Genomic DNA, 13,200 nt, shown 5'->3' on the forward strand with positions numbered 1-13,200 from the left:
GATTCCCTGAATGAATATGCTCGTCCACTCCCCCAAACCACTTATCCAGTTTGGTGAAACACCACTGCTCATTACGCCAACAGCAAAACAGTTAACACCTGAAAGCTCCGCGTTATCGGTGCTGACGGATTTTACCCAGGTCATGCCTCAGTCGGTAGCCGCTGATACGCCCATCGACGATGCCCATTTAAAAATGCGCCACAGTGGCATTCGCCTATTGTTTGTTCTCGACAAGGCAAACCACTGCATTGGCGTACTCACCGCCAAAGAAGTTATCGGAACACGGCGCATCAACTTGGCGATGCAGCAGCGAAGCCTTGGCCGAACAGAAATCACAGCCGACATGATTATGACGCCCTGGCAAAAACTCAGTGCGATGCCATTTGAGCAACTTAATTCATTAACGATTGAAGACCTTGTACTTTCCATGGAGCGTTTTACAGAACAGCACTTGTTAATTACTGAACATAAACAAAATCAACCATTAAGCGTACGCGGTATTATTTCTGCCACCGATATACAACATGCCATGGGCAATAAAACCACGATGAAAGTCGCCTCGTCAGCCGTGCCTACCGCCAGTAGCTTTGCAGATATTTGCAAAGTCATTACCGGGCACGATTTATAATCTTGAAGAAAAACTAGCCAACTCTACCGTTAGCATTTACCAAAACGCCCCTTATCAATTGATAAGGGGCGTTTTGTTTTGCCTATCTGAATTGGCAGCTCATTTAAAACAGCGCTGCGTTAATCCACAGATGAGCCATAATGCTGGCGGCATAGCCCAGTAAAATAGCAGGTGCCCAGCGTAAGTGGCCCGCAAAGGTATAAATTCCCCGTGCTTGACCCATTAAGGCACCCCCCGCCGCAGACCCCATCGAAAGCAAGCTACCACCGACACCAGCGGTCAATGTAATCAGCAGCCAATTGCCTTGCGACATATCTGGCGCCATGGAAAGCACCGCAAACATGACCGGAATGTTATCGACCACCGCCGAAATCAGCCCCAAGACGACATTGGCCCACACAGGGTTCCAGCTACCATAAAGGGTTTCTGACAATAGACTTAAATAGCCCATGAAACCCAGGCCGCCAACACACATCACGACCCCGTAGAAGAATAACAGCGTATCCCACTCTGAGCGGGCAATACGGCTGAAGATATCAAAAGGCACGACGCTTCCCAGTTGTTCAAGCTTCTTCCAGTCGCCACGACGAGAGTAACGCTCACGCTTGCGCTCCAACGAGCGCGGTAGACTGCGGCGCAGGTAATAGCCAAAGAACTGCAGCAGGCCAAGGCCAAACATCATCCCCATCGCAGGCGGTAGATAAAGCACAGAGTGGCACAATACTGAAATAGCGACAGTCACCAAAAACAGCGCGATAATGCGGCGCGAACCACGCTTTAACCAGACGTTTTCGGTAAGCGCTGCAGGCTGTCTATTGACGATGAAGAAATTCATAATCACCGACGGCACGATAAAATTGACAATGGCAGGTACCAATAGCGCAAAGAAGCCGCCAAACGGCACCTGACCTGCCTGCCACACCATCAACGTGGTGATATCGCCAAACGGGCTGAACGCGCCGCCTGCGTTTGATGCTACCACCACGTTGACACAGCACAGACTAATAAACTTTTTATCGCCTTCGGCCACTTTCAACACAACTGCGCACATTAGCATCGCCGTAGTCATGTTGTTGGCAATGGCAGAAATACCGAAGGCGAGACAGCCAGTGATCCAAAACAGGCTGCGATAACTAAAGCCTTTACGCACAAGCCATGCCCGCAGGGCATCAAAGATGCGGCGCTCTTCCATAGCGTTGATGTAGGTCATTGCCACCAGTAAGAACAGTAACAACTCGGTGTACTCAAGCAGCGTTTCTTTAAACGCCGCTTCCGCTTCTTGCGGCATGCCCGCCTGTACATAGACCCACGCCACTAGCGCCCAGATAAGCCCAGCAGCCACCAGTACAGGTTTGGATTTGCGCATGTGAATCAGCTCTTCGCTCATTACCAAGGCATAGGCAAGAACGAAGATGACAACAGAAGCGATACCAGCAAACGAAGCGGTAAGATCTAAAGGGCCAGAAGCGGCATAGGAGAGAGAGGGAAAAGCAAACAGACAAAGCGCGATCAACAACCAAGCAAACCGGCAAGTAGACTGCCGCATTGCAAGGACGTTAGGTGGTTTCATAGTGAAGTGATCCTGGCAGGGTTGGGAAAGACCGCCACGATGATAAGCACACTAATTAAGTGCTGCAACGCAGTGATCGCGCTAAAGATGCGGCCATTTGCCGCATCTTGTAAAGCCGTTTTATAGCGCCAGGAAAATTTATTTCAGTCGAAGGATTTCTCAGCCATAACGCGCTTAGCCAAGAGACGAGGCAGATCTACATCAGTGCCGTTTTAGACCCCACATAACAATTTCTCATTAGGGTTTAAATCGCTGTTAGAACCTAACAACAATGAATCTCAACTTACTTAGCTTTTTTAACGGGGCGCGGCCAACCTAACTTTTCTAGCTGACTGCTGCGAGTAACCGCCAACGCGTGTTCTGCCACGTCTTTCGCAATGGTAGAACCTGCACCAATCGTGGCACCTTTACCTATCGTCACTGGTGCTACTAGCGCACTATTCGAACCAATAAACGCATTGTCACCAATTTCTGTACGGTGTTTATTCGCGCCATCATAGTTACAGGTAATTGTACCCGCACCAACATTCACATCACGACCTAAGCGCGCATCGCCTACATAGCTTAAGTGGTTGATTTTACTTCCTTCACCGACATCAGCATTTTTGGTTTCAACAAAATTACCTACCTTAGCTTTAACTGCCAGACGTGTGCCGGGGCGAAGTCGTGCAAAGGGGCCAACTTGGTTCAATCCAGCAGCAACGGTTGTGTCGATCACACTGTGGCTGTCGATAACGCTCTCAGCGCCAATCGTACTATTTTTAATCACGCAGTAAGGGCCGACTCGTACCCCTTCACCCAGCTCTACATCGCCTTCAAATACACAGCCCACGTCGATAAACACATCATGGCCACAGGTGAGCTTACCGCGTATATCAATTCTTGCCGGGTCGGCCAATGCAACGCCTTGAGCCATTAAAGCCTCAGCTTGCTGCAGTTGATAAGCGCGTTCTAAACGGGCCATTTGTGAACGGTTATTCACTCCTTCGACTTCTACCGCGCTGGCTGGTTGGGCAGTACACACTTTGATGCCTTCGTTTGCCGCCATCGCAATCACATCAGTTAAATAATACTCGCCCTGGGCATTTTCAGCAGAAAGCTGCGGCAGCCAACGTTTAAGCTGAGCGCTGGTCATCGCCATAATGCCGGTATTGCACTCAGTAATGGCAAGCTGGTCGGCGCTGGCGTCTTTTTGTTCAATAATAGCCACTGCCTCACCTTCATCATTGCGAACAATACGCCCGTAACCAGAAGGGTCCTCCAACGTAACGGTTAGCAGGCCCATGTGCTGCTCATCAACCTGGCTGAGTAGTGCTGTCAGTGACTCCCGGCGAATCATAGGAACATCGCCGTACAGCACCAATACGTTACCGTTACCTAACTGAGGCTGCGCTTGAGCAACCGCATGACCAGTACCCTTCTGCTCTTCCTGAACAGCAAACGATACCGCGCTCTCTGCCAGCGCTTCACGCAGTTGATCTGCACCATGGCCAATCACAACATGCATACGAGTAGGAGTAAGCCCACTAGCAGTATCTAACACATGCTGCACCATGGATTTTCCTGCCAGCGTATGCAGCACTTTTGGTGTTTGTGAGCGCATACGGGTGCCTTTTCCAGCGGCAAGGATAACGACATCAAGGTCTTGCATATTATTCACCTGTAACGGTTTAGCGGTTGGCGGCGGGAGCTTCCCAGGCTTCAATACCCAGCTCATCAATGAGCGCTTCATCGAAGTATTCCATGAAGGCGGGACTGGCTAAGCTTCGCCAATGATCATTCTCTTTAACTAACATCAACACATTGAGGTTATTTTCAATTGCCATCAGCATCCCTTCTTCGCTACCCGCTACCGAAATAGCCGTAGACCAAGCGTCTGCCCATGCATTAGAGGGGTGAAAAACTGATACGGACGCTAACTGATGCTTAACCGGTCGACCAGTGCGAGGATCGATAGTATGAGAGAAGCGCTCGCCATCTACTTCAAAATAGTTGCGATAATCCCCTGACGTCGCGACCGACATATTTTCAAGAGGAATAACGTGCTGCGCCTCTGGCACACCGTTATGTGGCACCTCAATCCCAACACGCCACAGGGTTTGCTCTTCCAGCTCACGGTATCCACGGGCAATTAATTCACCACCAATATTGACGAGGTAGTTTTCAATCCCCTGCTGATCAAGATATGCCCCAACACGGTCAGTGCCGTCCCCCTTAGCCACACCCGACAAATCAGCAAACACATCGCGAGAGCGCCGCGCTTGCATAAGCTGAGTATCAATATCAACTGCATCATAGCCAATCGTAGCCATGCGTTCGCTTAGTTCAGCGTCTGAAGGCACTTCTTCAGGGCGCGCTTCGGGGCCAAAACTCCATAAATTAACCACATCGCCAACGGTAATATCAAACGCGCCGTTACTTGCTTCTGATACCGAATGGCTAATCGCAAGCACTTCAATTAGCGCATTAGAAAGCGGTTGCCATTCATTAAGAGGGGCATCATTAAAGGCCACAAGCTCAGCATCATCGCGGTACGTCGACATTGCTTGATCAACGTCGTTTAGCTCCGCTAGAAAACCTTCTTCCAGCGCATTTGCCTCACCTTGAGTTAGCGGGTCCGCAATGGTGACTTGATAAAATGTCCCAAAAATACCGCCCTCAAAGCGAACAGGGGAATCCAACGGCCGATCATTTTCTGAACACCCTAGTAAAGCCCCAGCAGCAATGAGCAATAATCCCGAACATTTTAACAACCGAGAATTAACCTTCATTTTATTTTTCCTTGAATAAAACGCGCTGGGTTAAAAATGGAAAACCCCTAAAAATAAAATAACCTAGAAAAATCTAGTAGTAAAAAACCCAAAGCAACCAAGCCCCAAACAGCACCCGATATACCACAAATGGCTGCATGCCTAGCTTTTTAATCACAACCAGGAAGTAGTGGATACACACATAGGCGCTAATGCCTGAGAGTAGGGGACCTACTAGCATGGCCGGTATATCGATAAGCTGAGGGTCTTTCAGTAAGTTTATTGCCTCAAGGCCACCCGCCAAAACAATGACGGGAATTGACAGTAGAAATGAAAACCGTGCTGCGCCTTCTCTACTCATACCCACCATTAATGCCGCCGTAATGGTGATACCTGAGCGCGATGTGCCAGGAATGAGTGCCAATACTTGAGCGCCACCGATGATGAGCACATCTTTTAACGTCATCTGGTATTCGCTACGAGCGCCACGTTTTTTCCAGTCTGCGTAACCAAGTAGCAGACCAAAAACAATCAAACTGATACCAATGATCAGCGTAGAACGCATATAACCTGAGATCACATCGTGAAGCAAAAAACCGACGATACACACTGGCAACGTGGCAATAACGACCCAAAACGCCAACATGGCATCATCGTTAACCTCTTGGCCCCGAAGTGCGGTCAAGCTGCTAGCGATCATTCTGCCTATTTCGTAACGAAAATAGATCACAACAGCGCTTAAACTGCCAAGATGCAGAGCCACGTCAAAGGCAAGGCCCTGATCTTCCCAGGCGGTCAAAACAGGTACCAATATAAGGTGGGCCGAGCTCGATATAGGTAAAAATTCTGTAAGCCCTTGACCTACCGCTAACACAACTACCTGTAACCAATCCATGGGTTATCCTGTGTTTAACTATTATTAACGACATTCATGTGCTTGGTGACATTCATGCGCCTGCAATGGCGCTAAGGATACACATCCCTTAATTCATTGTCCGCACCCAGCATACGAGCAAATTCACAAGAAGGTATAGAGCTAGGGTCACTGTGCGCTACAATAGCCATCTATTGGAAGTGTGTGCCCCAGTAAGGTCCCTCATGACTCAGACCGTAGAATCGCCAGTGGTTCCCAAGCATGAGCTAGATAGCCGAGAGGCCAAGCGCGTTACTTACGTTGGCGCCTGGCTAGATGGCTTGTTGAGCACTGTTAAAGTCGTGGTTGGCTTTTGGGTGGGCTCTGCGGCGCTGATTGCCGATGGTATCCATTCACTTTCAGATCTTGTGACTGATGGTTTTGTGTTAGCCGCTATTCACTACGGCCGCCAGGAACCAGACGATGATCATCATTATGGTCATGGCCGAATCGAAACCTTAACCACGTTACTGCTAGGTAGTGTCCTGATCTTTGTGGCGGGTGGTATCGCCTGGTCTAGCCTAGATCGATTGTTTAGTGGTGCTGAAGTCAACGCTCCTGGCATGGTCGCTATTGTTATTACAATCATCGCCCTATTCAGTAAAGAGTGGATTTTTCGCTATACCATGCGCGTTGCTAAACGCGTTAAATCTAAGCTATTAGAAGCAAACGCTTGGCATTCCCGCAGCGATGCACTTTCCACCGCGGTGGTACTGGTCGCATTAATTGGCGCGCAGTTTGGTTTTGGCTGGCTAGACGCTGTTGCCGCTATCATCGTTGGTTTATTGGTTGGCAAAGTAGGTTGGGATTTACTTTGGGAGTCAGCGAGGGAACTCGTCGATACCGCGCTACCTGAAAGCGTTCAACAGCAAATGTACGATGTTGCTCGAAGCGTTCCAGGGGTAGACAGTGTCCATGACTTACGTACTCGCCAGTCTGCAGGCTGGGTCATGGTCGATTTACATGTGGTGGTTGGGCCAAAAATCACCGTGTCAGAAGCTCATGAAATCGGTAACGAAGTGAGCCGGCGTTTGCGACATGAGTTTCCGTTGCTCACTGATGTTATTTTTCACGTTGATCCTGAAGATGATGCTGGAGAAGGCGCCCCTAGCCGCCTCCCCGGCCTTCCACTGCGACCCGAAGTAGAAGCCACGCTAAATGAACGCTGGTATATGCATCCGGTTTGGCGCACGTTAACCGAGCTGCAACTGCACTATCTAGACGATAAAGTATCGGTATCGCTTATTATTGGCGATTCAGTACACCAGCCACCTCAGTGCTTAGCCAGCCAATTAAAAGCGCTGGCCAGTGATATTGAGTGGCTGGGCCACGTGGAAGTGATGTTTATTACCCGCGCAGCCAGCAGTGCGATGCGTTAACCGCGTTACACGCTGCCGAGTACAACAGTCGCAATGCTGAAATAAATTAATACCCCTGTCGCATCAATTAACGTTGTTACCAACGGGGCAGAGGCAGTGGCAGGGGCAACCTTAAAGCGCTCTAGTACAAACGGTAGGCACATACCGATCATGCTACCAAACAGAACAATAGTCACCATGCTTAACGCCACGATGATGGCGACTGCTTCTCCGCCACGAAAAATCCCTATAGGTGCTACTGCAATTGCCATAGTGATGCCAAGCGAGCCCGCTACCAGAAGTTCACGGCCTAGCATCTTACTCCAGTCTTTCACACCAATATCGCCAGTCGCCATACCGCGTACCATCAACGTAGCTGCCTGAGCTCCCGCATTACCTCCACTACCGATTAACAATGGCAGGAAAAACACAAGCGCGACTTGGGCGGCAATCGTGTCCTCAAAGTAGGCAATTCCAGCGCCTGAAAAAAGATTGGCAAATACCAACAGCACTAGCCAGGTAACACGCTTGCGGTAGAGGCTCCACAGCGGCACTCGGCTAACGCCATCTTCCAACTGACCGATAGACATCCCCTTGTGGATATCCTCGGTAGCTTCCGACTCGGCAACGTCCATAGCGTCATCGTGGGTGACGATCCCTACCATACGGCCATCAGCGTCCAGTACAGGCAATGCCAGCAAGTCGTAGCGGGCCACAATTCGCGCCACCTCTTCCTGCTCTTTATCGACCGGTGTGCTGATAACATCTTTAATCATGATGTCATCAACTAACGCCCCAGGGCGGGCCACCATCAGTTGGCGCAGCGACATAGTCCCTATTAACTGGCCATCACTGTCTAACACATAAAGCTGATACACCGTTTCCGCATCTGGGGCCGTTTGGCGAACCCGCATCATGGCTTTAGACACCGTCATGCCACTGGCTATGGCGACATAGTCAGAGGTCATGATGGCGCCTGCTGTACCTTCTTCGTAGCTTGCTAGGCGTTTAAGATCTTCACGCTCTTGGTGAGCCATACGACGCAACAACGCTTCACGGCGGTCCTCACCAAGCAGATTAAACAAATCCGCACGTTCATCAGACCCCATCTCTTCTAGGAGCTTAAGCACCTGGGTATCAGACAGGTCTCCGACGACTTCAAGCTGACTCTCTCTTGGCAAATAGCCCAGAACGTTGGCGGCGCGCTCAGTCGAAAGAATATCGAGTATCGCAAGCGCTGCCGGAAGCTCTTCGTGGTCTTCGATTAGCTCTTCAATTACCTCACCAATATCTGCCGAGCGAATTTCGGCTAAACGCTCTGCCAATAGGGTTTTGTTCGGTTCCTCTTTGTTCAGCTCGCCAAGCAGCTCAGACTTTAGTTCCTGCAAGGTTTCATCGTTCAATGACATCGCTATCTCCCTTTGTGCAGACGCATATTGTGCAGGTGAGGTGTTACAGAAGAGCGTCCAGGCGCTGAATACGTTTTCTCATAGTACCAGACAAAAAAAACGCTCCTTAAACCCTGTCGGGTTCAAGGAGCGTTTTATTCACGCTAGCGCGTGTTTTTAGCCTTTACCCGCCTTTTTGCGCAGCTGCTGAATCGTTCGTAGCTGTGCAACGGCTTCGGCAAGTTCAGCGGCAGCACGGGTATAATCCAGCTCCGCTGACTTCTCATTAAAGGCTTTCAACGCCTGCTGACGCGCTTCTTCAGCAGCGGCCTCATCGAGGTCGCTAGCACGCGCAGCGGCGTCAGCCAGGATTGTCACGACATCTGGCTGAACTTCCATGAAGCCACCAGAGACAAAGAAGTTCTCTTCCTGGCCACCATCGTGGATCACGCGGATCGGGCCCGGCTGAAGCTCAGTCAGCAACGGGGCGTGACCCGGCAAAATGCCGAGGTCACCCATAATCCCGGAAGCCACTACCTGCTCAACACTGCCTGAGAAGATAGATGCTTCAGCGCTGACGATATTGCAAGTGAAGCTATTCGCCATAGCGAATCCCCCTAATGGACGGGATTACTTCTTCATCTGGTTGGCTTTTTCGACAGCTTCGTCGATGGAGCCGACCATGTAGAAGGCCTGTTCCGGCAACTCGTCATACTCCCCCGCGAGGATGCCCTGGAAGCCACTAATCGTATCTTTCAAAGAAACATACTTACCGGGCGAACCAGTGAACACCTCTGCAACGAAGAACGGCTGCGACAAGAAGCGTTGGATTTTACGCGCACGAGATACAGCCAGCTTATCTTCATCAGATAGCTCGTCCATACCCAAAATCGCGATGATATCCTTCAGTTCTTTATAACGCTGCAGAACGTTCTGTACGCCACGGGCTACATCGTAGTGCTCTTCACCCACGACCAGCGGATCTAGCTGGCGTGAGGTAGAGTCCAGCGGATCAATCGCAGGATAAATACCAAGCTCCGCGATAGAACGTGCCAGTACAACGGTGGCGTCCAAGTGCGAGAAGGTCGTTGCTGGAGATGGGTCAGTCAAGTCATCCGCAGGTACGTAAACGGCCTGTACAGACGTGATAGAGCCCGTTTTAGTAGAGGTGATACGTTCCTGCAGAACGCCCATCTCTTCAGCCAACGTTGGCTGATAACCTACCGCAGACGGCATACGACCCAGCAGTGCAGATACTTCCGTACCGGCCAGGGTGTAGCGATAGATGTTATCGACGAACAGCAGAACGTCGCGGCCTTCATCACGGAATTTCTCAGCGATGGTTAGACCGGTCAGCGCAACACGTAAACGGTTGCCGGGCGGCTCATTCATCTGACCATAAACCAGCGATACCTTGTCGATAACGTTGGATTCAGTCATTTCGTGATAGAAGTCGTTACCCTCACGCGTACGCTCACCTACACCGGCGAATACAGAGTAGCCGCTGTGTTCGGTGGCGATGTTGCGGATAAGCTCCATCATGTTAACGGTTTTACCAACACCCGCACCGCCGAATAGACCAACTTTACCGCCCTTAGCGAACGGGCAAACGAGGTCGATAACCTTGATACCGGTTTCCAACAGCTCATTTGAAGCTGCTTGGTCAGCGTAGCTTGGTGCTTTACGGTGGATTGGCATGCGTTCTTGCTCGCCAATCGGGCCAGCTTCATCAATCGGCTCACCGAGCACGTTCATGATGCGACCTAGCGTTTCCTTACCGACGGGTACGGAAATCGCGGTACCTGTGTTGGTCACGTCCAAGCCACGTTTCAAGCCCTCAGTAGAGCCCATGGCAATGGTGCGCACCACGCCGTCGCCCAGCTGTTGCTGGACTTCGAGGATGGTCTCAGCATTAGAGACCTTCAGCGCGTCGTAGACCTTGGGCACAGAGTCCCGCGGAAACTCTACGTCAATCACCGCGCCGATGATTTGTACGATACGTCCGCTCATCTTGGTTCCTCTCAAAAACCTGCAAATGAAACCTGTCTGCCGGGAGCTATCTTTGCGATAGCTAGCTCCCTAGGCGTTATACGGCAGAAGCGCCGCCGACGATCTCGGAAATTTCCTGGGTGATGGCGGCCTGACGGGCCTTGTTGTACACCATCTCCAGATCGTCGATCAGGTTGCCCGCGTTATCAGTGGCACTCTTCATAGCGATCATTCGGGCGGCCTGTTCGCACGCACCGTTTTCGACTACCGCCTGATACACCTGTGATTCGATGAATCGAACCAACAGGCTGTCTAGCAACGCCTTGGCATCCGGTTCATACAGGTAGTCCCAGCTTCCGGGACGGGCGTTTTCTTCGTCATGCTTCGCGTCTGCGCCCATATCGGACGATAGCGGAAGAAGCTGACGTACAACTGGCCGTTGCGTCATGGTGTTAACAAATTCGTTATACACCACAAATAAACGGTCAAGGCGTCCTTCGTCGTACGCTTCTAACATGACCTTGACACTACCGATCAGTCCCTCAACAGACGGCGATTCTCCCAATCCGCTCTTGGCAGCAACCAGGTTGCCTCCATAGTTGCGGAAAAAGGCGCCGGCTTTAGAGCCGAGGGCACAGAAGTCTAGCTCGGCGTCTTGCTGTTTCCAGACAATGGCATCTTTCACCACTGCCTTAAACAGGTTGACGTTTAAGCCGCCACACAGACCGCGGTCAGTAGATACCACAATATAACCAACGCGCTTCACCTCGTTACGCTCGACCATGTAGTCGTGCTTGTATTCGGGGTTTGCGTCAGCAATGTGACCTACCACGTTACGAATCTGCTTGGCATACGGCTGGCCAGCCTTCATCAGATCTTGTGCTTTACGCATTTTAGATGCAGCCACCATTTCCATGGCGCTGGTAATCTTCTGCGTATTTTTAATGCTCCCGATCTGGGTGCGTATCTCTTTTGCACCTGCCATAGCGATCTACCCTTCGTTCGTGGCTCTCAGAAAGCATGCAAGCCCGCCCGCAGGCGGGCCGAACATTACCAGCTCTGAGTCGCCTTGAACTTCTCGAGACCTGACTTCAAGCCGTCCTGAATCTCGCCGTTGTAGTCGCCGGTCTGGTTGATCTTATCGAGCAGATCGTTGTGCTCAGACTTCATGTAATCGTGCAGAGCACGTTCGAAGTCCAGCACTTTATCGACGCTCACATCATCCAGGTGACCTTCGTTAGCGGCGTACAGAGACAGCGCCATTTCCGCCACTGACATCGGCGAGTACTGCTTTTGCTTCATCAGTTCGGTAACGCGTTGGCCATGTTCAAGCTGCTTACGGGTAGCTTCATCAAGGTCAGAAGCAAACTGCGAGAACGCCGCCAGCTCACGGTACTGAGCCAAGGCCAAACGAACACCGCCACCCAGCTTCTTGATGATCTTGGTCTGCGCTGCACCACCAACACGAGAAACCGATAGACCTGCGTTAATCGCCGGACGAATACCGGAGTTAAACAGGTTGGTTTCCAAGAAAATCTGACCATCGGTGATCGAGATTACGTTAGTCGGAACGAACGCAGAAACGTCACCACCTTGGGTTTCAATAATCGGCAGTGCGGTCAAAGAACCGGTTTTGCCTTTTACTTCACCGTCAGTAAACTTCTCAACGTAATCAGCATTAACGCGCGCAGCGCGCTCTAGCAGACGTGAGTGGAGATAGAAAACGTCACCAGGATACGCTTCACGACCAGGCGGACGACGCAGCAGTAGCGATCCCTGACGGTAAGCCACAGCCTGCTTGGAAAGATCGTCATAAACGATCAGTGCGTCTTCACCACGGTCACGGAAGTACTCACCCATGGTGCAGCCAGAATAAGCGGCCAAGAACTGCATCGGTGCCGGATCGGCAGCGCCAGCAGCCACAACGATGGTGTGTTCCATCGCGCCATGCTCTTCTAACTTGCGTACCACGTTAGCAATGGTCGACTGCTTCTGACCAATTGCTACGTAAACACAGGTAACGCCTTTGCCTTTCTGGTTGATGATCGCATCGATAGCAATGGCAGACTTACCAATCTGACGGTCACCGATGATCAGCTCACGCTGACCACGACCGATTGGCACCATGGCGTCGATAGACTTCAAACCTGTTTGGATCGGCTCGTCAACGGACTGACGGGTAATAACGCCAGGCGCTACTTTTTCTACCGCATCGGTCATTTTGGCGTTGATATCGCCTTTGCCGTCGATGGCATTACCTAATGCATCGACCACACGACCTACCAGCTCAGGGCCTACCGGCACTTCTAAGATACGACCCGTACACTGAGCGGTCATACCTTCTTGAAGTTGCAGATAGTCACCCAGGACAACGGCACCAACGGAGTCACGCTCCAGGTTCAGTACCATGCCAAAGATGCTGTTAGGGAATTCGATCATTTCACCGAACATCGCGTCTTCGAGGCCGTGAATTTTCACGATACCGTCGGAAACGCTGACGATGGTGCCCTGATTACGGGCTTCGGATGCGACGTCAAGCTTCTCAATTCGCTGCTTGATGATGTCGCTGATCTCGGAAGGATTCAGTTGCTGCATGCCATGTCC

General features: G+C 51.1%; 11 protein-coding genes. 2 read left to right on the top strand and 9 right to left on the bottom strand.

Features of this window, described 5'->3' with window-relative positions; genetic code table 11:
• Window positions 1–10 precede the first annotated feature (10 nt).
• The gene (locus tag REH51_RS08835) at window positions 11–628 is read left to right on the top strand and encodes a CBS domain-containing protein (RefSeq protein ID WP_009723306.1); all 618 of its coding nucleotides are present in this window, start codon (window positions 11–13) and stop codon (window positions 626–628) included.
• Between the two features lie 103 nt (window positions 629–731).
• Here the strand turns inward: REH51_RS08835 and nhaD are convergent, their stop codons facing one another.
• The 4 genes from nhaD to REH51_RS08855 form a co-directional block, all read right to left on the bottom strand.
• The gene (gene nhaD / locus REH51_RS08840) at window positions 732–2,198 is read right to left on the bottom strand and encodes a sodium:proton antiporter NhaD (protein ID WP_498937640.1); all 1,467 of its coding nucleotides are present in this window, start codon (window positions 2,196–2,198) and stop codon (window positions 732–734) included.
• Window positions 2,199–2,481: 283 nt separating this feature from the next.
• Window positions 2,482–3,849: a bifunctional UDP-N-acetylglucosamine diphosphorylase/glucosamine-1-phosphate N-acetyltransferase GlmU gene (gene glmU, locus REH51_RS08845; protein ID WP_009723308.1), complete on the bottom strand. Its 1,368-nt coding sequence runs from the start codon at window positions 3,847–3,849 to the stop codon at window positions 2,482–2,484.
• Window positions 3,850–3,868: 19 nt separating this feature from the next.
• Window positions 3,869–4,969, bottom strand: coding sequence for an FAD:protein FMN transferase (locus tag REH51_RS08850; RefSeq protein WP_498937642.1), 1,101 nt, complete (start codon window positions 4,967–4,969; stop codon window positions 3,869–3,871).
• Between the two features lie 73 nt (window positions 4,970–5,042).
• Window positions 5,043–5,843, bottom strand: coding sequence for an undecaprenyl-diphosphate phosphatase (locus tag REH51_RS08855; RefSeq protein WP_498937644.1), 801 nt, complete (start codon window positions 5,841–5,843; stop codon window positions 5,043–5,045).
• A 203-nt stretch (window positions 5,844–6,046) separates the two neighbouring features.
• Between REH51_RS08855 and REH51_RS08860 the strand changes: the two genes are divergently transcribed.
• Window positions 6,047–7,240, top strand: coding sequence for a cation diffusion facilitator family transporter (locus tag REH51_RS08860; RefSeq protein WP_498937646.1), 1,194 nt, complete (start codon window positions 6,047–6,049; stop codon window positions 7,238–7,240).
• Window positions 7,241–7,245: 5 nt separating this feature from the next.
• On the opposite strand, the gene mgtE is transcribed toward REH51_RS08860, so the two are convergent.
• The 5 genes from mgtE to atpA form a co-directional block, all read right to left on the bottom strand.
• Window positions 7,246–8,628: a magnesium transporter gene (gene mgtE, locus REH51_RS08865; protein WP_498937648.1), complete on the bottom strand. Its 1,383-nt coding sequence runs from the start codon at window positions 8,626–8,628 to the stop codon at window positions 7,246–7,248.
• A 156-nt stretch (window positions 8,629–8,784) separates the two neighbouring features.
• Complete coding sequence (locus REH51_RS08870; protein WP_009723313.1) at window positions 8,785–9,213, bottom strand: F0F1 ATP synthase subunit epsilon; 429 nt, start codon at window positions 9,211–9,213, stop codon at window positions 8,785–8,787.
• Between the two features lie 24 nt (window positions 9,214–9,237).
• Window positions 9,238–10,617: a F0F1 ATP synthase subunit beta gene (gene atpD, locus REH51_RS08875; protein ID WP_009723314.1), complete on the bottom strand. Its 1,380-nt coding sequence runs from the start codon at window positions 10,615–10,617 to the stop codon at window positions 9,238–9,240.
• A 76-nt stretch (window positions 10,618–10,693) separates the two neighbouring features.
• Complete coding sequence (gene atpG / locus REH51_RS08880; protein WP_498937650.1) at window positions 10,694–11,581, bottom strand: F0F1 ATP synthase subunit gamma; 888 nt, start codon at window positions 11,579–11,581, stop codon at window positions 10,694–10,696.
• Window positions 11,582–11,646: 65 nt separating this feature from the next.
• The gene (gene atpA, locus REH51_RS08885) at window positions 11,647–13,191 is read right to left on the bottom strand and encodes a F0F1 ATP synthase subunit alpha (protein WP_498937652.1); all 1,545 of its coding nucleotides are present in this window, start codon (window positions 13,189–13,191) and stop codon (window positions 11,647–11,649) included.
• Window positions 13,192–13,200: the final 9 nt, after the last annotated feature.

This window comes from Halomonas bluephagenesis (genome assembly GCF_054790765.1).